A 20773-nucleotide genomic window follows, 5' to 3' on the forward strand; every position below is an offset into this window, starting at 1 on the left:
CCATCGTGGCCTGCACCGGTGCTGATCGGCATCGGGGATCACCCTGAATGGGGTCCTGATTTGCCCGGCGCTCAGTGACAGGGCGGTTGATAGGGGAGCTGGGGAAGATGCTGGCGCCAGAGGTTTTCGGTCCAGACGCCGCCGGTGGTCGCGCAGATGCGGTCGACGGCATGCTGTTCGTCGAGATCCCACAGGAAGAGGGTGCCGGTGTCGGCGGCGACGGCGCTCAGATGCCGGTTGTCGGGGCTGAGTGTGGATCGTCCTACGGCCTGGCCTGATTCGGTGAGGGTGGCGACCGGTGTGGTGTCCGCTGGATCGGTGACCTTCGAAATTCGGAAGGTGCCGTCGAATCCGTCGGTGATCAGGGTTCGGTAGTCCGAGCTGAAGCCGTCCAGGTCATGTCCGGTGGCAGTGGTGATGGTGGCACCGACCTTCCGGGGATGAGTGGGCGTGCCGATATCCCAGCGTTGAACGCCTTTGTAGTCCGCCACCACCATGGTTCGCAGATCCGGGGAGAAGGTGAGGGTGGTGAAACCGGGGGACGGCTGCCGTTGCAGTTCGGCGATCTGTTTCGGGTGGGTGAGATCCGCGAGGCTCCAGAGGGTGGTCACGTCTTCGTGATGTGCACTGCCGCCGGTGGTTTCGGTCTTGATCAGGGTCTTGTCGTCGGTGCCGAAGATGACCGTGGATCCATTGGCGACGTCGAAGTCCGCACCGGCGGCCTTCGGGTGGGCGGGATCGGTGAGATCCCACAGTCGGGTCTTCAGTTCCTGGTCGGTGGTGGCGAGCAGGTGGAAGTCCGGGCTGAAGTTCCAGGTGCGGATCGCGGGGAAGTCGGGGACCCTCCAGTCGACCGGCCAGGTGACGTGGGCCGGGTCGGAGAGGTCGGCGATCCGCAGGATGCCGAGTGTGGGGTCTCGTTCCGCCAGTTCGTTCCCGTTCGCGGAGAAGCGTTCCCAGATGAATCTGGGGTCGGCCGTATATCGGCCGAGTTCCTTGGGCGCTTGGGGATTTCGGATATCCCACAGTGTCGCCGTGTGGCTTTCGTCGGTCTTGGTGAGCATCCGGGTCGCATCCGAAGAGAAGGCGGGCGCGAAGCTGGAATCGAGCACTGTGGGCGTCGATGCTGTTGGCAGTGACCAGCTTTGGATATCGCCGGTGGCGACACCGGCGAACAGCCCGCGACCGTCGGTGGTGAAAGAGACAGCATTCGGGCTGGGATAGCAGGGGAAGTCATCGCGCACGGTGTCGTGGCAGGTGCCGGGACCGGCGGCCAGATTGTCGATCATGCGGGTCGGAGTGGCCGGATCGATGACGTTCCACGCGATGATGCTCGTGCCGCCCGCGGACGCCAGCAGGTGGCCGTCCGGCGAGAAATCCAGGGCGGTCAGGCTGCTGTGGTCGATGCCCCGGCTGGAGGTCAGGTGCGGGTGGGCCGGATCGGCGATGTCCCACAGCTGTACGGTGGCCTGACCCGTCGTCGTGGCCGGGGTGATGCCGACGGCCAGCAGCTTGCTGTCGGGTCGAAAGGTCATGGCGCCCAGTCCACTTCGAAGCGATCCGTCCGCGGCGGTGGTGAGGGCGGGGTCGAGGAGCACGGGATCGGACAGGTTCGTCACATCCCACAGTTGCAGAGCGCTGGTGCGCGCCGACGAGTTGTCGATGATGCCGGTGAGCAGTCGGCCGTCGGGGCTGAACCGGAGCGCGTCGACCCCGTCGTCGGTGTCGCTGAGTCCGTCGCGCAATGGCTTGGTGGCCCGCAGGATCGGCGCGGCCGGATTACTCACGTCCCACAGCCGCAATTCGGTCAGGGTCTGGGCCGCGAGGGTACGCCCGTCCGGTGCGAAGGCCAGGTTCGCCTGTTCCATATCGAACGGCCAGGCGGCGAGCTGCCGTGGCGTGGCAGGCGTCGAAGTATCCCAGAGCGTGATGGTGTGCTGCTCGTTCACCTGCCGCTGGCCGTCCCTGGTCGTCAGCTTCGCACTGCTGGTGGCCATGATCGCGGAAGCCGGGCTCAGCACCACGTTGCCGATATCGGTGAGCTGGGTTGGGAGTGGATGTGGATGCTTCTGATCGCTGGTGTCCCACAGCCGCAGATCACCGTTCGCGGCCAGCGAAGCGAGCGTGTGGCTGCCGGTCTGCGCGGCGAGTTCGGTGATCGCGTACTGCCCGGCGGGCGTGACCGTCACCAGCGGCGTGGTTTCGGATGCCAGCAGCCGAGAGCGAACCGCCGGGTCTCCGGGCCGCATCCGCCACGCGACCAGATTCAATTGCGCCGCCAGCGACGGATCGGACTGCTGCAGTTGATCAGCGGCAGTCAGCACCGCGGCGAGATCGGTGTCGGTGCGCCGCTCATCGGTCGCCCGATGCTGTGAATAGACCCCGAAACCCAACAGCAGCAACGCGACCCCGGCAACAGCGACGATGTCCCTGATCAGTAACGGCCGTCCACGACCCCGCCCGAGCGCGCCCCACCACGCGAAATACCTTCGGGCAGAACGTGTTCTACCGCCACTCGCGTTCGGATTGCTATTCGATTGTTCCCCACCCATATCGGGCAACTTAACCGGTCGGCCGGACCCGAGCCCAGCCATTTTCGGCTGGCCGCGCCGACTGGATCCGGACGGTCGGATAGGTCAGGAATGCGGGCAGGGCGGGTTGTAGGGGAGCTGCGGAAGGTAGTGGTGCCAGAGGTCTTCGGTCCAGTGCGCACCGGTGACCGCGCAGACGCGGTCGATGGCGTGCTGCTCGTCGAGGTCCCATATCCGGATCGCGCCGTGGATGCCGACACCGACGAGCGTATGGGTACCGGGCAGGAAGGCCGCGGTGGTGATGTCGTCGCCGGAGTCGGTGAGTGGGCTGCCGATGGTTCGGGGGTGGGAGCGATCCGAGAAGTCCCACAGCTGTACGGCTCCCGCGCTCACGCTCACCATGGTGCGGCTGTCGGCGGTGAAGGCGACGGTGTCGATGGGAAGCGATGACAGCACTACAGGGGCGCCCAGCGAGATGAATTTCCCGGGCGTGCCGATGTCCCAGATGAGCAGCTTTTCGTGCTGGGCAGCGACCATCGTGCGTCGATCGGGGGTGAAACGCACTGTGGCCGTGCCGATATCGCTGGGTATCGACAGCGGGTCGCCCTGTTGACGTGGGTGCGTGGGATCGGCGATGTTCCAACTGGTCAGTGAGAAGTCGCCTGAGGTCGGTACCCCGGCGGGCAGTTCGTGGACGAACATGGTTGCGCTGTCGGAGCTGAAAGTGACCTCCAAGGCGGACTTGCCGTCGAACGAGATCGGCTGGCCGACTGTCACCGGGTGCATGAGATCTGTTGCGTTCCACAGTTGCACGGTGCCGTTGTCATCGGTGGTGGCCATGGTGTGCCAATCCGGGCTGATTCGGAACACTCCCCAATTGCCGAGCGCCGTCCATTCGGCCAGGGGATGGATATGTGCAGGGTCGGAGATGTCGAGCAGGCGCGGGGGTTGTGTGGGCCGACTCGACGAGGTCAGCAGCAAGGTGCGGCCGTCCGGGGACAGATCGACGGTGGCGATGTCCGTCGACAACCGATAACTGCCCATCGGTATCGGCTTGCGCTGATCAGTGGTGTCCCACACCGTGATCCGGCCATCTCGGGACTGGGTGGTCATCCGGTCGCCGGTCGCGTCCAGGCGGGGTCCCAGCATCGTGCCCGCGTGCCCGCCGAGGATGGCCGGTGGCAGTGACCAGGTGTCGACCTCGCCGTCCGCGCCCGCGGCCAGGATGGTCCGGCCGTCCGGTGGAAAGACGAAAGTGTATGGCCCCCTGATGCAGGGAAAGGCGCTGGTGGTCACGGCGGAGCGGCACGAGGCCGGGCCGGTCGAGAGGTCGGCGGTGACAGGTGTCGGGGCCGCGGGTTCGGTGACGTTCCACAGCTCGAGGCCGCTGGAGTCACTCACTGCCAGCAGCCGGCTCCCGGGGCCGAACTCGATGTGCTTGATCTCTTGTCCGTTCAACACGGTTCCGGTCCGACGCGGTGTTCGTGGCGAGGTGATATCCCAGAGTTGCACGGCGGTGTGACCGGCTTCGGTCGGGTGAGCACTGTCGGTGTTATAGCCCACCGCCAAGGTGCTGCCATCCGGGCTGAAGGCCAGATCGGCGAGGTAGATACCGGGGTCGCCGAGATGATCGGCCAGGATCGTCGGAGTGGTGCTGTCGCTGATGCCCAGCAGCAGCACCGATGTCGGAAGCTGGGATTCGTCGGAGTTGCGCGTGACCGCCGCTGTCCGGCCGTCGGGGCTGATCCGCAGGTTGGGAGCGATCAGGTTCGTTTGCGGTCGCGCATACAGCTCGAAGGGTGCGCCTCGCGCGGGATCAGCGAGATTGTGTACATCCCAGAGTGTTATCGCGGTGACGGAGGCGGTGACCAATATGCGACCGTCACCGGCGAAAGCGAGTGCCATGACATCTTGGGGCCGTGATTGCCCGGGTGCGGGCGTGGGCGCGAGTGCGGCGACCTGGCTTGGTGCGGAAGGGTTTCCGACATCCCACACCCGGATACCCCCGCCTTTTTCGGCGGTGGCCATCAACTTGCCATCGGGACTGAAGGCCACTTTCTCGGCACCGTTGATCGGATTGCCCAACCGGTGCGGATGGTGTGGATCGTTCACATCCCAGAGGAAAAGGACCTGATTCCAATCAACTGTCGCGAGTATGCCGCCGGTGCGGTAGGCCATCTGCCAGATGCCGGTGTCGTGCCCGGGCGTGGTGGTCATCAGCGGCATGGCCTGGGTGCGCTGTAGCAGCGTCCGGACTTCCGCGTCGCCGGGGCGCATTCGTTCAGCGACCAGATACAGCTGTGCGGCCAGGGAAGGATCGGTCTTGCGGACCCGTTCGGCTTCGGAGAGTACAGCGGCGAAGTTCTTGTCGTCTCGTTGCTGGTGGGCGAGACGGGTTTCGGTGTAGGCGCCGAAGCCGACCAGCAGCAGGGCGACGCCGAGCAGGGCCAGGCGGGCTCGGATCCAGGTGGTGCGGCGCTGGGACTTGCGACGGGTGGTGGTTGCCGAGGTGAGGAATTCGTCGGCGAGCGGGCCGATTACGGGTGGGTTGGTGTGGGCGAGGGCGTTGTCCAGGCGCGTGCCCTGGTACAGCAGTGACGAATCGCGTTCCTGGGCAGCCCATTCCGCCGCGTCGGTTTCCAGGCGCTGTCGGACCAAGTAGCCGACGCGGTCCTCGTCGATCCAGGCGCGTAGGCGGGGCCAGGCGGTGAGGACTATTTCGTGGGTGAGGGTTACCGAGTCGGCGTCGAGGCTGATCAGGCGGGTTCGGGAGAGGAGTTCGATTGCGGCGGTGGCGGATTCGGGGTCGCCGGTGCGGCGCAGGAGGTCCTCGCGATGGGTGGAGCGGCGGGTGTCTTGGGAGTCCTGGCCGACTGTCACCAGGCCCAGGAGGATTTCCTTGGCTGCGGACTGTTGGTCGGACGTCAGTTCGGTCCAGGCGTATTCGGCGGTTTCGGTGACCGAGCCGACTACGCCGCCCGCTTGGCGGTAGCCGGTGATGGTGAGGCGGCGGCCCTCGCGCTGTTGCCAGGTGGCGGCCATGACGTGGGAGAGGAGGGGGAGGGCGCCGGGGTCGTAGGTGCGGCGGCCGTGATGGTCTCCGGCGCCGCAGAGTTCGGTGGCTACCAGTTCCTCGAGGCCGGATTCCAGTTCCAGGCCGACTGCTCGGGCGGGGCCCGAGATCGCTTGGGCGAGTTCGTCCATGCGCATGGGGCCGAGTAGGTAGGTGCGGTGTTCGAGGGCGTTCTGGAGGATGAGGTGGTTGAGGCAGGGGGCGTAGAAGTCGGCTCGGACCGCGATCACGACCGCCAGGGGGTCGTCGGCTCGAGCGGCTGTGCTGTCGAGCACCGCCAGGAAGTCCTCACGCTCGCGTTCGGCGGCGCAGGCCGTGAACAGTTCTTCGAACTGGTCGACGATCAGCAGCCGTCGCGGACCGCCGCGCCGAGGTGCGAGCGCGGTCAGTGCCACCGGAACGGATGTCGACTCGGTGGTCGAGACGATCTCCGGCGACGCGGCGGGAACCGGTGCGTCGCTCTCCGGGCGGATCGTGAAGGCCGCGATCAAGCTTTCGAGAGGCCGCGTACCAGGGGTGAGGGTGACGACCTCCCAATCGGAGAGCGCCGGGACCAAGCCCGCTGCGAGCAGTGAGGACTTGCCCGCGCCGGACGCTCCGACCACGGCGATGATGCCGGTGGTGTTCTCGACCAGGGCCGTCAGTTCGGTAGTGGCGCGGGTGCGGCCGAAGAACAAGGTGCGGTGTTCGGGGCGGTAGGCGGTGAGACCCAGGTAGGGGCAGGGGGATTCGGTGTCGGCTTCTGGGTTCCAGGTGGTGGCGGCGTGCCAGAGGCGTTGCCATTCCTTGGGATCGGCCAGGATGCGCGGGAGGTCGGTGGTCTTTTTGCGGGCCAGGTCGATGAGGGTGAGGACCACCGGGAGCAGGGATTCGAAGCGGGCGGGGACGTTTCGGCCGGACTTCCAGTCGCTGATGCGCTGGGCGGACGCGCCGCCCGGGCGGGTGCCCTGGGCGGCGCGCATTCTGGCTTCGGCGGCGGTGGCGACCCGGCGTAGGGTCGGGTTGCCTGCCGCCTCATAGAGTTCGGTGAAGCGGTGGGCGAAAAGTGTTCGCGGGGACCGTGTCTCGTCCGCCGTGATCTGCTCGTTCAGCACTTTCCGCCCCGCATTCGAACTGTCCCCGCCCGATCGTCGCCGATCGCTATGGCGCCGAATATATTTCATTCGATGCTCGGCTTCACAGCACGATCGGGTCGCCGACGACCCAGTCGGCGGCGTCGGTGGCGGGGGAGCTGGCCTCGATGATGGTGTAGGCCTGCACGGTCAGCGGGCCGCCGCAGCCGTTCACGGTCAACTTGTAGTCGTTGTTCACGATGTAGCCGGTGGCCGAACCGGGCAGCTGCTTCTCGCCGAGCTTGACGTCGGTGATCTTGCCGGGCGCGATGGACAGGTCGAAGCCGATGCTCGCGCCGATATCGGGGGTGATGTCGACGCTGGCGCTCGGGGTCACCAGATCGGCTCCGGCGCTGACCCCGACCGAGGCACTGACATCGATGCCGGCCTTGCCCGCGATGTTGAACTTGACGTCCAGGTCCACGGCGCAGGCCACGAAGTAGCCGGTGCGGATCTTGCCGGTGCCGCCTGTCACCTGACCGTAGGACGTGTTGTCCAGGTAGACCTCGCGACTGGTCGGCATCCCGTTCAAGGGCGTGACCGGACGGTCCGCGTTGTTCAGGTGGCCGACCGTGATGGTCAAGCCGCCCGGCGCGACCGTGGTCTTCTCGTGCGGCGCCAGCGCATCGGCGTGTGCGGGTGTGCCCAGCGCGGTGCCGATACCGACAGCGGTGGCGGCCAGCGCACTCACGAGAGCGATCTTGATGGTCATGATTTCTCCCCGGATGAAGCTGCGATCGCCGCGGTGGCGATCGGTGCGGGATGCGGTCCCCCCTCGGGCGATCCCGGCGGGCCTGTCGACCCGCTGAATGCAAGGTATGGACGGGCACCCTGCCGAGCCCGCGCATTTCCGGGTGATGGGCGTGAAATACCTGCTCAGGATTGATTCCGGAGTTCTCCGGTCCGGGCGTCCGGGACCGGTTTGCTGTCCGGACCGGACAGCCCGGCGGCTCAGGGATCGAATCGGGGTGTTTCCCGATGCCGCATGTCAGCGCCGCGTGCCAGGATCGGAGGCATGTATCCGTCCATGCCCTTCTTCGACCCTGCCCGGGGCGCGGTCGCCACCGCGGCGCCGCCGAAACTGGTGCGGCGGACCGGTGGGCGGGTCGTGGGCGGAGTCGCGGGCGGGCTCGCCGATCATCTCGGCATCGATGTGCTCAAGGTGCGGATGGCGTTCGTGCTGCTGTCCGCGCTGGGGGCGGGGATCGTGGCCTACGGCATGCTGTGGATCTTCACGCCCGGCGGTGGGGACACCGTGGCGCCGAGTGGCGCGGAGCGGCGGCAGGCCATCGGATTGGCGCTGCTGGGAATCTCTTTGGCGGTGGTCACCGCCTGGCTGTTCAACGGGTCGGCCGCGCATGTGATCGGGCCGATCCTGGTGGTCACCATCGGTGCGGCGCTGGTGTGGCGCGAATTCGACGCGGACGGACCGAGATCCGTCATCGGCCTGCCGCAGAAGGCGTCGGTGGTGACGTGGGCGCGCATCGTGGGCGGCGCGACGCTGATCGTGGTCGGGCTGGGTGTGGTGGTGCTGGGGCGGATCGATCTGAGTTCGCTCGGGTCGGCGCTGCTGGCGGTGGCGGTCACGCTGATCGGGGCCGGGCTGCTCACCGTGCCGCTGTGGCTGCGCATGATGCGGGCGCTGAATGCCGAACGCTCGGCGCGCATTCGCAACGACGAACGCGAGGAGATCGCCTCGCACCTGCACGATTCGGTATTGCAGACGCTGGCGTTGATCCAGCGGCAGGCCGAGGACCCCGTCGAGGTGGTGCGGCTGGCCCGCAGCCAGGAGCGCGAACTCCGCAAATGGCTGTTCGAGGACGACGGTCCGGCGCAGTCCAGTCTCGCCGCCGCCCTGCGCACCATCGCGGGCGAGGTGGAGGATCAGCGCGGCGTGAAGGTGACGCCGGTGACCGTCGGCGACGTGTCGATGGACGCCGACGACAGCGGAATCGGTTTGCCCAAGGAGAATTTCACCGCTGTGCTGGGTGCGACCCGCGAGGCGCTGGTGAACGCGGCCAAGCATGCCGGGGTCCCGGCCATCGACCTGTTCGCCGAGGTGGAGCCGCATCAGGTGAGCGTGTTCGTGCGCGACCGCGGCAAGGGTTTCGACCCGGACAAGGTGTCGGCGGATCGGCAGGGCGTGGCCAAATCCATTCACGCCCGCATCGAGCGCCGCGGCGGGCGGGTGGAGATCAAATCCGCGCCGGGCACCGGAACCGAGGTGCGAATCTATATGCCGCGCAAGGATGGCGGTGACGAACGGCTGGTCGTGCAGCAGGATGTAGGCGAGGGTTCAGGTGAGGAGTAGCAGGTGAGTGTGCGGGTCTTTCTGGTCGACGATCATGCCGTGTTCCGCTCCGGAGTGCGCGCGGAGCTGAGCCGAGAAACCGATATGGAGGTGGTCGGCGAGGCGGGCGGGGTGGCCGAGGCCATCGCCGGAATCAAGGCGACCACACCGGATGTGGTGCTGCTCGATGTGCACATGCCCGACGGTGGCGGGGTGGCGGTGCTGCAGGGCATCGATCCGGGCCCGGTGTGCTTGGCGCTCAGCGTCTCCGACGCCGCCGAGGACGTGATCGCGGTGATCCGCGCCGGTGCGCGCGGCTACGTCACCAAGACCATCTCGGGTCCCGAACTGGCCGACGGCATTCGCCGGGTGTCGGGCGGGGACGCCGTATTCTCCCCGCGCCTGGCCGGTTTCGTGCTGGACTCCTTCACCGGCAAGTCACCGGTTCCGGAGCCGCCGCTGGATCCGGAACTGGATTCGCTGACCCCGCGCGAACTCGAGGTGCTGCGCCTGCTCGCGCGCGGCTACACCTACCGTGAGATCGCCGAAACCCTGTTCATCTCGGTGAAGACCGTGGAGACCCACGCCTCCAACGTGCTGCGAAAGACCCAGCAGTCCAACCGGAATGCGCTGACCCGCTGGGCCCACCGCCGCCGTATCGACTGACCTGTTCTTCCGACCCTGGTGTGTGTCCGTTGCGAAGCAACGGACACACGAGATTTCAGAGTACGACGAGAATCACGATGATGATCAGCAGGCCGATGAGCAGGCCGATCGCCACCGCGAGCGGACCGGCGTTGGGGCCCAGCTTGCTGAAGTCGACACCCTTCGGCTTGGGTTGCGCGGCAACGGGTGCCGCGGCGGGCTGTCGCTGCGGGCGGGGCAGCGGGCTGGAGTTGGGGCTGCGCAGTCCGGCCGCGGAATTGCGGGCGGCCCAGGCGGGGATGGTGCCGTCCTCGGTGCGCACGGGCGCGCCGAGAATGTAGGGGGCGGTGCCGGGACCGAATGCCGCGGTGAGGATTTCATTGCGGGCCTCGGTCATGGTGGGGCGGCGCTGCGGCGCGGGCTCCATCATGTGCAGCAGCACCTCGGTGAGCGGGCCGCTGCGCGAGGGCGGAATGATCTGCGCCATGGCGGCGCGCTCGACCACGGCATTGCTGTCGTCGTCGAAACCGTAGGGCGGCTGGCCCTCGATGGCGGTGTACAGCGTTGCGCCGAGCGAGAATACGTCGCTGGCGGTGGTGGGGCGGGCGCCGCGGGCGACCTCCGGCGGCAGGTAGGCGGGGGTGCCGGTGATGACGTCACCGATCTCCTCGCTGAGGTCGTTGGCGCCGCTGGAGATGCCGAAGTCGCTGAGCTTCACCATGCCGACCTCGTCGCCGCGATCGGCGACCAGGATGTTGCCGGGCTTGATGTCGCGGTGCACGATGCCCGCCGAGTGCGCGGCGGCCAGGGCGTCGGCGACCTGCGCGCCGATCTGCGCGGCCTCGATCGGCGACAGCTCATTCGCCAGCGCAAGGGCTTTGGCGACGCTGCGCGACGGCAGGTACTCCATCACCAGCCAGGGTTCACCGGCCTCGAGCACCACGTCGTAGACGGCGATGGCGTGCTCGTGCGAGAGCTTGGCCGCCACCCGGCCCTCGTGCATGATCCGGCTGCGCACCTCCTGCGCCTCGGCGTCGCTGAGTCCGGCGGTGGTCAGCACCTGTTTGATGGCGACATCGCGGTGCAGCAGACGGTCGGTGGCCAGCCATACCGCGCCCATGCCGCCGCCGCCCAGCTTCGACTGGAGACGGTAGCGGCCGGCGACCAGGTAGTCGGGGCCGACGAGGGAACGGGCGCGTTCGGTCACGGGTGCAGGGTAGCGGAAAACCATCCTGACTGGCCTGGTTCGAAACCTGAGGTTTGCGGCACTGCCTCTTGACGCGTGCCCGGACTCGAGTTCTACTGTGCATTGATCGAACATGCTTTCGATTACAGTAGGTAACTGGATCGGTGCTGGGTAGTCCAACTCTCGGGAACGCTCCGGGCCTTCGGGTCCGCGTCTCCACCGGGCCCGAATGCGTCATGGCTTCGAACGAGAGAGGTGGTCGGAACATGGGGTCGGCTGCGGAGGCGAAACGGCAACAGCTGGCGGAGTTGCGCCGGCGGATGGCCGCCATCCCCGCGTGCGGGGTGGAATCGTCCGCTTCCGCCCCGGTCGCGGCGCAACCGCGGCGGGAAGCGCTACCCGTACCGGCGGCACTCGAAAACCTTTTGCCGGAAGGCGGTTTGGCGAAGGGTTCGGTCGTCGTGCACTCGGGCGCGAGCTCGCTGCTGTCCGGTTTGCTGGCCGCGGTCACCGGTGCCGGGGGGCACGCGGCGGTCGTGGGTCTGCCGCGACTGGGCTTGCTGGCCGCTGCCGAAATGGGTGCTCGGTTGGACAGATTGGCCGTCGTCCCCAATGCCGGTGACGATCCCCTGGAGATTGCTTCAGTTTTGCTGGATGGCCTGGATCTGGTGATTCTCGGTTTGAACGGTTTGTCGGTTCCCATGTCGCGCACCCGGGTGCTCGCCGCGCGCGCCCGCGGCAAGAATTCGACACTGGTGGTGACCGGCGGCAATTGGTCCGGTTCCGCCCTGCACATCGACACCCGGGTGGCCGGGTACGGCGGCCTCGGCCGCGGCTGCGGTCGCCTGCGCACCGTTCGCCTGGATGTTTCCGTGCGCGGCCGCTCCGCGCAGCCCCGGCTGGGGCACTTCGTGATCGGTCCGGCCGGTGGTCGGGTCGAATGGGTCTCCGACGCCCATTCGCTCGAAACTGGCTCAGCGCCCGAAACATCCGCAATGTCCGGTACTTCCGCAATCTCCGTCGCGACACCCGAACCCCTGCGGGTCGCGCGCCATGCCGCGTCCTGACCGCTTCACCCGCACCACTCCGGAGCCCGACCGGGCGACCCGGCGCGGCAAGGGTTTCCGTTGAAGCCGCGGCGGGTGCTGGTGGTGTGGTGCCCGGACTGGCCCGCGGTGGCGGCCGCCGCCGTGGCCGGAGCCGAACCCACCCGGGCCGTAGCGGTATTCGCGGCCAACCGGGTGATCGCCTCGTCCGCGGTGGCGCGGGCGGAGGGGATCGGGCGCGGGTTGCGCAAGCGGGAGGCGCAGGGCCGCTGCCCGGATCTGCTGGTGGCGCAGGACGATCCGGAGCGCGACGCGCGGCTGTTCGAGACCGTGGTGGCGGCCGTGGACGCGACCGTGCCGGGCGTGGAGGTGCTGCGGCCGGGCATGCTGGCCCTGTCGGCGCGCGGTGCGGCCCGGTTCTTCGGCTCGGAGGAGGCCGCGGCCGAACGACTCGTCGACGCGGTGGCGGCGGCCGGGGCCGAATGCCAGATCGGGATCGCCGACGAACTGTCCACGGCGGTGTTCGCCGCCCGCCACGCCACCCTGGTCGCGCCCGGCGCGGGCGCGGAATTCCTGGCGCCGCTACCGGTTTCGGAGCTGGCGGTGGAACCGGTGCTGGCCGCGCCGCAACGCGTCGAACTGGTGGATCTGCTGCACCGGCTGGGTCTGCGCCGCATCGGCGACTTCGCGGCGCTCACCCCCGCCGAGGTGTCCTCGCGCTTCGGCACCGACGCGATCATCGCGCACCGCTGCGCCCGTGCCGTCCCGGAACGCCCGCCCGCCGCCCGCCTGCCCGCCGCGGATCTGACCGTGCAGCAGCGCTGCGATCCGCCGATCGAGCGCGTCGACACCGCCGCCTTCGCCGGTCGCATGCTCGCCACCGAACTGCACACCAAGCTCGCCGCCGCCGCGGTGGCCTGCACCCGCCTGATCATCCACGCCGAAACCGAAGGCGGCGAACAACTCTCCCGCACCTGGCGTTGCGCCGAACCCCTCACCCCCGACAGCACCGCCGACCGCATCCGCTGGCAGCTCGACGGCTGGCTCACCCGCCGCGCCCTGGATTGGACTCGCGCACAACGCGGTTCGTCGTGGCGCGCGAATCGGGCCGGGCGGCAACCGGATCACGGCATCGATGCTCCGGGCCCGGACGAGGAGTGGGCGCATCCGCCGGATGCCGCGATCACGCTGCTGCGGCTGGAACCGGTCGAGGTGGTGTCGGCCGGGGCGCTACAGCTCGGACTGTGGGGCGGGGTCGGCGAGGAAGAGGAACGGGCGCGGCGGGCGCTGATCCGGGTGCAGGGCCTGCTCGGCGGGGACGCGGTGCGCATGGGGGTGCTCAGCGGCGGGCGCGGTCCACAGGAGCGGATCACCATGGTCACGCTGGGCGACGAGCCGGTGCCCGCGGCCGATCCGGCACAGCCCTGGCCCGGGCGATTGCCGGAACCCGCACCCGCCATGGTGCTGCCGCATCGCCCCGAGGTGCGGCTCGAGGACGGGGACGGGACGCCCGTCTGGATCACCGATCGCGGACTGTTCACCGCGGATCCGGCTCGGCTGCACTGGGGTAGCAGCAGTTGGCGGCTCACCGGGTGGGCCGGGCCCTGGCCGCTGGACGACCGCTGGTGGACGCATCGCTTCCAGCACGGGTTCGCGGCGCGGGCGCAGGTGCAACTGGACGCACCCGACGATGATCGCCGCCTGCGCGCGCTGCTGCTGCTCGCCTACGACGGCACCTGGCATGTGGAAGGGCTCTACGAGTAGCGGTGCTACGCGGGACGGCCGTCCCGGCGGGTTGCCCGGCGTGTGCGAGGTGAACCGGGAGTGTTTACTCTCCTGACACCTGCAGTTCGTCGAGATGATCGAAGCTGCAGGCTGCTGCCCCCTTCACAGAACGACGAGGTTTTCCGATGCTCGACTCCCTGACCTACTTCCTGCAGATGCTCACCGCCTTCGGGAGCGCGTAGCCCCTGCTGCATTGCGCGGCCCATTCGGCGAAGTCGCCGGGTGGGCCGTTTCCGTACCCGGACGGCGGCGCGGCTATGGCGATGCGCACAAACCTGGCCGGGGCCGGGACCGCTCCGTAGGCTTGATCACTGTGGAATTACCGGTCACCCAGATCTCGCTCGCCGGGGTCTCGCTCGCCTACCGGGATTCGGGGGCAGCGGGCGGGCATCTGTACAGCGATACGCCCGTACTGCTCGTGCACGGCATGGGCGGGGACGGGCACACCTGGGATCGGTTCGCGGCCCAGCTGGTGCGCCGGGGACGGCGGGTGATCATCCCGGATCTGCGCGGGCACGGTCGCAGCGCGCATCCGGCGTCGTATCGGTTCTCGGAATTCGGGGCCGACATCCTGGCCCTGTGCGAGCGACTCGACCTCACGACCGTCGACCTGGTCGGGCATTCGCTGGGCGGTTACGCCAGTTCGTGGACCGCCATGCAGCGTCCGGACCTGGTGCGGCGCTTGGTGATCGAGGAGCAGCCGCTGCCGCTGCGCTCGGGTGACGAGCAGGTGACCTTCACCCGGCGGCTGCCGTCGCTGCCGGAACTCTGGCACGCCACCAGCAGCGTGCTGCGGCATCCGCGCGCGGTGCTGGCCTTCGACCGGTCGATGACCGGCGTGGCCCTCGAACAGTTCCGCAAGCCGAACCCGGAATGGTGGGAGGGCCTCGCGGAGATCACCGCGCCCACCCTGTTCCTGCGCGGCGGCCCGGGCGGCATGGTGGACCCGGGACGGCTGGCCCGCATGCGCGCCGAGATATCCGATTTCCGGGTGCGGGAGTTCAGCTCCGGGCACAGCATCCACCGCGACCGCTACCGCGAGTTCGAGGCCGAAGTCCTCCCCTTCCTGGGGCACTGAGCTCGCGGTATCTACAGTTGAGCCGTGTCCGCACTCGAGCGTCCTACGCTGTGGTTTCCCGACGAGCAGTCGTTCCGGGACTGGCTGGCGGCCAATCACGCGGCGGCGGACGGCATTTGGCTGAAATTCGCCAAGAAGGACTCGGGGCGGGTGTCCCTCGACCATGACGGCGCGCTGCGGCAGGCCCTGTGCTTCGGCTGGATCGACGGCCAGTCCAAGAAATTCGACGACGAGTTCTCGCTGACGGGCTTCACCCCGCGACGGCAGCGCAGCCCGTGGTCGCAGCGCGATGTGGGGCTGGCCGGCGAGCTGGCCGAGCGCGGACTCATGCATCCGGCCGGGCAGGCCGAGATCGACCGCGCCAAACAGGACGGCCGCTGGGACAATGCGGTCGGCGACGACCTGCCCGACGACTTCCTCGCGGCACTGGCCCGGCATCCCGAGGCGGCGGCATTCTTCGAGACGCTGCCCCCGCAGTCCCGGCTCGGCGTCGGCTACCACCTCGGCAGCGCGGTGCGGCCGGAGGCCCGGCAGCGGCGGCTCGAGCAGGTGATCCAGAAGTTGATCGACGGGAAACCACTGTGAGCGATTTCGCGGGACTGCCGTGTTCGGCCGCCGCGCAGGAGATTCCGCTGCCCGGCAGCGCCACCCGCATCACCGGCTGGCTGTGCGTCGAACAGCCCGGGGCCTGGGGCCGCGACGTGATCGGCGACGAGGTGCTCGGCGCGGAGATCACGCCCGAACTGGCCGCCCGCACCAAGGCCGCGCACGTCCGCCCGACCCTGATTCGCCGGCCGGGACGCAACGAGTTCAGCGGTGTCCGAACGGTTCTCATCGCCAGTTCGCGCCCGCAGGGCTCCTGGTGCGAGCGCTTCGAGATCGCCGATCCGCGGGAACTGCTGGACCTGGATCTGCATCTGCTGAACGGTCCCGCGCCGGGTATCGGTGCGGCCGTGACGGATCCGCTGATCCTGGTGTGCGCGCACGGCAAACGCGACCAGTGCTGCGCGCTGCTGGGCCGACCGATCGCCGCCGCGCTGGCCGTCGACCATCCCGACCGGGTGTGGGAGTGCTCGCACACCGGCGGGCACCGGTTCGCCCCGGCGCTCATCGTGCTGCCCACCGGACTGACCTACGGTCGCCTGGACGAGGATTCGGCGCGCACCGTGCTCGCCGCCGCCGACAAGGCCGAGGTCTCGCTCACCGGCTTCCGGGGGCGCAGCTGCTACACCGCCGTCGAGCAGGTCGCCGAAGTGGCTGTGCGGCAACGGATCGCCGACGAGTCCTACACCTTCGCGGCCGATGCGCCCGCCGATGACGCTCCGGGTGCGCCCGGTGACGCCGATCCGGCCGCGGGCATCGACGACCTCACCGTCGAACCCGCTCCCGACCACCTCGAATTCGCCAGTGAACCGGCCACTTTCGCGGGCACCGCGCAGGTGACGCATCGCGACGGCCGCCGCTGGCTGGTCACCGCCCGCACCGTCGCCTACCCGCCCCGGCAGGCCAGCTGCGGCGCGTCACCCAAACTCGCCACCGCCGTCGTCGCCGACCGCGTGCACCAACTGTCCTGAGCCACTCAGGCTTTGCGGAGCAGCAGTTCCAGGACCGAGTTCACCTCGCGATGGGTCGGCACCGGCAGGCTGCCGCGGCCGTGGATGAAACCGATGCCCAGATAGACCATGGCCCCCGCGCGCAGCCGCGCCGCCTCGGCGTCGAAACCGAGCTCGAGCATGGCCGTGCGGATGGTCTCGAAGATCCGCCGGTCCAGTTCCGTGACGGCGGCGGCCACCCGCGGATGCGTGCGCGCCCACTCGCGCACGGTGGATTCGGTGAGCCAATTGCGTTCCACCAGTAGCGCGCCCATGGTCTGCACCCGCTGCTCGACGGGCAGCGAGGCGAGCGCGCCCAGGTCCTGGATGGCGGCGGCCTGGGTGGCGGTCCAGCGGTCAGCCATGGCTTCCACCAGCTGATCGACATCGTCGAAATGCCAGTAGAAGCTACCCTTGGTGACGCCCAGCTCCTCGCACAGGCGCGGGATCTTCAGCGCCGCGACGCCTTCGCGCGCGAGCAGCGTCAGCGCGCCGTCGACCCAATCGTCATACGACAGCCGGGACCCGCGCCCACCCCCTCGCTGCTGTGCCGCAGCCTTTTTCGAGCGCGCGCGTGGTACAGCGGCCACCCGCTCCGCGTGGCCCGCAGCGGAGTGTGAGGGAGGGGATGCGGACGGATTCGAGGGGGCGGTGTCCCGGCCAACCGTCGCCGGGTCGGAGCCGATGGAGACCGGATTCGAGGGGGCGGCGTCGGCTGAGTTCGACGGGTCGGCGGTGGCGCTGGCCGAGGGGTCGGTGGCGACGCGGTCCGAAGGCGCGGACCGATCGGGCGTGGCCGAATCCGGGGTGTCGGCGGTCATCGGTGTCCGGGGGCGTCGGTCGTCACGGCTCGATCGTAGAAGAGCGGGGGATGGCATCGGCTCGGTGTCGGCCGGGGTAGGCGGGTGATGGGCTCCATACTTTTCAGTACAGTACTCCGTACTTTCGGGTACGGTCTGGCTGTGACCGGAATCGTCTCCACGCCGCCACCCGTGAAAACCCCGACCGCCTTCCGCTACTGGGAGGCCCGCGATGAGCCCGCGGTACGACGCGCCGAACGAATCGTCAAGGCGCTCACCGGCTCCCGGCTCTTTCCCGCCGACGAGCACGCCATCGCCCTGTGCGAGGACCTGTTCTCCGGCGATCCCGTCGCCGAACGCTTCGTCGCCGAGGTGATGCACGGGCCGATCGGCTCCCAGGCCGGACGGCGAATGCTCGACACCGCGCTGACCGCCGGAATCGAGGCGTCGCCCGACGCCCCGGAATCCATGCGGGCCCTGTTCGACGAATTCGAGACCGTCCCCGACTGGGTGCGGCCGGACCTGGTCGAACAGGGCGCGGCCATCTGGCGGCGCTGGGGCACAATGCTTTTCAGCTTCGCCGGGGCCGAAACCCTGGAGATGTACACCGAGGCCGCCGTCGCCACCCCGCTGTCGCTGGCGGGCGGGTACGCCGGGGACAGCGCGCTGCGGCGCTTCCTCGAGACCTGCCGATTCTGGATCGACGTCTCCGAACCCGGCGCGCTGCTGACCCCCGGCTCGGCGGGCCGGGCCACCGCCATGAAGGTGCGGGTCATGCACGTCTCCATCCGCGCCCACGTCGCCGCGCACCCCGAATGGGATATCGAACGCTGGGGGCTGCCCATCTCGCAGACCTACCAGCTGCTGACCCTGCTGGGCGGCAGTGTCACCCCCGGGCTCGGACTCTGGCTGCTCGGCTACCAGACCACCGTCTCGGAAATCCGTGCGCTGCTGCACTTCCAGAAGTATCTGGGGCATCTGCTCGGGGTGCGGTTGCGCTGGTATCCGGAGACCCTCGCCGACGCGCTGCGGGTGCTGGCCATGACCATCGTGTCGCGCTCCTACGACGCCGGGACGCACGGCGCGGAACTCATCGAGTCGTATCCGCTGGCCTTCGCCCCGCGCGACGGACAGCGTGGACTGGTCCGGTTGCGGGCCGCCTACAACTTCCGGATCAACTCCGTTTACTCCGCCATGTACATGGCTCCGCCCACCCGGCGGCGCTACCGGATGCCGCCCGCGCTGCCGTGGCTGCTCATCCCCATCGCGCGGCTGCCGCTGATCACCGCGGTCGAGGTGACCCGAAGAGTGTTCCCGCCCTTCGCGCGGCGGCACGAACGGCTGATGCTGTGGCATCGCGAGAACTGGTATCGCGCTCAAATGCGGGGCCGGGAAGCACAATTCGACGCGAGCGGAGGACTGCGCCGATGACCGCCGACATCACCGAGGTGTGGAACGGGCCCGGCCGCCGGGACGGGGAACTGACCGCGGTCGAACCCTGGCACAACGGGTTGCATCCGTCGTCGAGCCCACTCGCCTTCGAACACTGGTACTTCGACGCCCACCTCGACACCGGGCACGTGGTGGTCGGCTTCCTGACCAAGCGCCGCCCCGAGGACCCGCCGCTGGCCCGGCCCTGGGTCGAACTGATCGTCTACGCACCCGACGGCACCCGTCGTGCGGCACGCAGGAAGTATCCGCGCGGCGCGGCCGCCTACGCGCTCGACGCCTGCGAGGTGCGCATCGGCGACAACCGCGCCCGGGCCGAATTCCGGCCCGGCGGGTTGCCCGTGCACCACCTGCGCCTCGCCGAGGACGGGCTGGTCTTCGACCTGCGCTTCGAGAACGAGACTCCGAGCTGGATGCCGGGCAAGGGCGAAACCCGTTTCGGCGCAAGGGATCGCTTCGGCTGGGTGGTGGCCGCCCCGCGGGCGCGGGTCACCGGGACCCTCGAGATCGACGGGGTCGCGCACACCGTCACCGGGCGCGGCTACGCCGACCACAACTGGGGCGTCGGCGATATGAAGAAGATCATCGACCGCTGGCACTGGGGACGGCTCTACACCGACGACTACTCGCTGCTGTACGCCGACGTGCTCACCCAGCAGCGCCGCGGCAGCCACGAGATCGCGCCGCTGATGCTGGCCCGCGGTGGCGACATCGTGCTCTCGACCGGCGAGACCGCTCTCACCGAGGGGCCGCCGATTCAGCATCCGGTGGCCGGGCGCAGCTATCCGGAGTGGATCGCGCTGCGGGTGCCGGATCGGCTGGAACTACGGCTGACCGTCGAAAACGTCATCGACGCACACGATTTCGTCGACGACATTCCCGTCGCCCGGACCCGATTGCTCAAACCCCTGGTGCACCGGGCGATCGGGCATCCGGCCTACTTCCGCTTCTCGTCCTCGTTCGAACTGACCGTGCACGAGGACGACGGCACCACGGTGCGGCGTTCCGGGACCACCCTGCACGAACTGGTGGCCCTGAAATAGCTTCGGGGCCACCGTGATTGCGTGAACCGAGTTACCAGTGCGTGCCCGGCACCAGCCGGGCCGCCCGGCGCAGGGCGGTGCCGGTGACGCGCACGGCGGGCGGCACCGGACGCCGATGGCGTTGCGGGGTGATGATTTCCACGTCGGTGGTCTCCGGCTCGACCACGGTCTCGCCCTTGGCGGCGGCCGAATCGGGGATGGCGCGGTAGTAGCGGTGCAGCACCCGCTCCTTGATGCCGGGCGCGACCAGGTTGCCATACTCGGCCAGGGTGCCCAGCGGGACGTCGATGCGGCGCGGGCGCTCGGTGAGCGCGCGCACGATGGTGGCCGCCGCCCATTCCGCGGACTGGGTGCCGGTGCCCTGATCGCCACTGGGCGTGATCATCGGCGTGCGCACCAGCGGCATGTGGATGGTGGTGAAAGTGATGTTGCTGGAACGCATCTCGGCTGCGGTCACCTCGGCGAACTTGTCCAGGGCGGCCTTGCTGGCCAGGTAGGCGGCGAAGCGGGGAGTGGCCACCTGCACGCCCGCGCTGGAGATGTTGACGATGTGACCGTCGCGGCGTTCGCGCATCTGCGGCAGCAGCGCCAGGGTCATGCGCACCGCGCCGAAGTAGTTGACGGCCATGGTGCGCTCGAAGTCGTGCATGCGGTCGGTGGAGCGGTGCACGGCGCGGCGGATGGAGCGCCCGGCATTGTTGACCAGCATGTCGACGTGCCCGTGGGCGCCGAGGATGGCGTCGATGGCCTGCTCGACGGAGTCGGCGTCGGTGACGTCGCACTGGTAGCCGAAGGCGCTGCCGCCTGCGGCGGTGATCTCGTCCACCACGGTGGACAGTTCGTCGGCGCGGCGGGCCAGCAGGATGACGACCGCGCCCTTCTCCGCGGCGGCGACGGCGGCCGCGCGTCCGATGCCCGAGGACGCGCCGGTGATGACGACGTGCTTACCGGTCAGATCGCGGCGGGCGCGTCGTCGGGCCAGGTAACCGTTGCCGCTGGGATCGGAGGTGTCGGTCATCGGTGCTCCCTTGCAGTCGAATTGCCTTGAACTTACTCCAAAGTAAGTTGGAGCGCCACGCTGTACGGCGGGTGGTTCGCGGGCCGTTGTAGAGACCAATCGGTTTCGAATGTATGTTCGATACT

General features: G+C 68.8%; 15 protein-coding genes. 9 read left to right on the forward strand and 6 right to left on the reverse strand.

Annotation, left to right across the window (positions count from 1 at the left end; translation table 11 throughout):
- Window positions 1-71: 71 nt before the first annotated feature.
- The 3 genes from OG300_RS37560 to OG300_RS37570 all read right to left on the reverse strand — a co-directional run bounded on the left by OG300_RS37560 (window position 72) and on the right by OG300_RS37570 (window position 7428).
- The gene (locus OG300_RS37560) at window positions 72-2393 is read right to left on the reverse strand and encodes a WD40 repeat domain-containing protein (RefSeq protein WP_405489410.1); all 2322 of its coding nucleotides are present in this window, start codon (window positions 2391-2393) and stop codon (window positions 72-74) included.
- Window positions 2394-2636: 243 nt separating this feature from the next.
- Complete coding sequence (locus tag OG300_RS37565; protein ID WP_405489412.1) at window positions 2637-6698, reverse strand: NACHT and WD repeat domain-containing protein; 4062 nt, start codon at window positions 6696-6698, stop codon at window positions 2637-2639.
- Between the two features lie 82 nt (window positions 6699-6780).
- Window positions 6781-7428 (reverse strand): MspA family porin, encoded by a 648-nt coding sequence (locus OG300_RS37570; protein ID WP_405489414.1) that lies wholly within the window; start codon window positions 7426-7428, stop codon window positions 6781-6783.
- A 303-nt stretch (window positions 7429-7731) separates the two neighbouring features.
- Here OG300_RS37570 and OG300_RS37575 point away from each other — a divergent pair, with 303 nt between their 5' ends.
- Together OG300_RS37575 and OG300_RS37580 are read left to right on the forward strand one after the other, a co-directional pair.
- The gene (locus tag OG300_RS37575; RefSeq protein WP_405489416.1) at window positions 7732-9027 is read left to right on the forward strand and encodes a PspC domain-containing protein; all 1296 of its coding nucleotides are present in this window, start codon (window positions 7732-7734) and stop codon (window positions 9025-9027) included.
- 9 nt (window positions 9028-9036) lie between these two features.
- Window positions 9037-9672, forward strand: coding sequence for a response regulator (locus OG300_RS37580; protein WP_405498822.1), 636 nt, complete (start codon window positions 9037-9039; stop codon window positions 9670-9672).
- Between the two features lie 55 nt (window positions 9673-9727).
- Here OG300_RS37580 and OG300_RS37585 read toward each other — a convergent pair whose 3' ends face one another.
- Window positions 9728-10882: a serine/threonine-protein kinase gene (locus tag OG300_RS37585; RefSeq protein ID WP_405489418.1), complete on the reverse strand. Its 1155-nt coding sequence runs from the start codon at window positions 10880-10882 to the stop codon at window positions 9728-9730.
- 221 nt (window positions 10883-11103) lie between these two features.
- Here OG300_RS37585 and OG300_RS37590 point away from each other — a divergent pair, with 221 nt between their 5' ends.
- The 5 genes from OG300_RS37590 to OG300_RS37610 all read left to right on the forward strand — a co-directional run bounded on the left by OG300_RS37590 (window position 11104) and on the right by OG300_RS37610 (window position 16320).
- Entirely contained in the window at window positions 11104-11904 is an 801-nt protein-coding gene (locus OG300_RS37590) for a hypothetical protein (RefSeq protein WP_405489420.1), read from the forward strand.
- Window positions 11905-11964: 60 nt separating this feature from the next.
- Window positions 11965-13647 (forward strand): DNA polymerase Y family protein, encoded by a 1683-nt coding sequence (locus OG300_RS37595; protein WP_405489422.1) that lies wholly within the window; start codon window positions 11965-11967, stop codon window positions 13645-13647.
- A 334-nt stretch (window positions 13648-13981) separates the two neighbouring features.
- Window positions 13982-14746 carry an alpha/beta fold hydrolase gene (locus tag OG300_RS37600; RefSeq protein ID WP_405489424.1) on the forward strand — a complete coding sequence of 255 codons (765 nt, stop codon included), beginning with the start codon at window positions 13982-13984 and terminating at the stop codon, window positions 14744-14746.
- A gap of 24 nt (window positions 14747-14770) precedes the next feature.
- On the forward strand, window positions 14771-15331 hold the full coding sequence (locus tag OG300_RS37605; protein WP_405489426.1) for a YdeI family protein: 561 nt from the start codon (window positions 14771-14773) through the stop codon (window positions 15329-15331).
- Entirely contained in the window at window positions 15328-16320 is a 993-nt protein-coding gene (locus OG300_RS37610; protein ID WP_405489428.1) for a sucrase ferredoxin, read from the forward strand. The genes OG300_RS37605 and OG300_RS37610 overlap by 4 nt, the downstream gene beginning before the upstream one ends.
- 5 nt (window positions 16321-16325) lie before the next feature.
- Here OG300_RS37610 and OG300_RS37615 read toward each other — a convergent pair whose 3' ends face one another.
- Window positions 16326-17159 carry a TetR/AcrR family transcriptional regulator gene (locus OG300_RS37615; protein ID WP_405489430.1) on the reverse strand — a complete coding sequence of 278 codons (834 nt, stop codon included), beginning with the start codon at window positions 17157-17159 and terminating at the stop codon, window positions 16326-16328.
- Window positions 17160-17309: 150 nt separating this feature from the next.
- Between OG300_RS37615 and OG300_RS37620 the strand changes: the two genes are divergently transcribed.
- The gene (locus OG300_RS37620) at window positions 17310-18569 is read left to right on the forward strand and encodes an oxygenase MpaB family protein (RefSeq protein ID WP_405498823.1); all 1260 of its coding nucleotides are present in this window, start codon (window positions 17310-17312) and stop codon (window positions 18567-18569) included.
- Entirely contained in the window at window positions 18566-19630 is a 1065-nt protein-coding gene (locus OG300_RS37625) for a lipocalin-like domain-containing protein (RefSeq protein WP_405489432.1), read from the forward strand. Before OG300_RS37620 ends, OG300_RS37625 begins: the two co-directional genes overlap by 4 nt.
- 31 nt (window positions 19631-19661) lie before the next feature.
- Here OG300_RS37625 and OG300_RS37630 read toward each other — a convergent pair whose 3' ends face one another.
- Complete coding sequence (locus OG300_RS37630) at window positions 19662-20648, reverse strand: SDR family NAD(P)-dependent oxidoreductase (protein ID WP_405489434.1); 987 nt, start codon at window positions 20646-20648, stop codon at window positions 19662-19664.
- Window positions 20649-20773 lie beyond the last annotated feature (125 nt).

Source organism: Nocardia sp. NBC_00511 (genome assembly GCF_045161165.1).
GTDB lineage: Bacteria > Actinomycetota > Actinomycetes > Mycobacteriales > Mycobacteriaceae > Nocardia.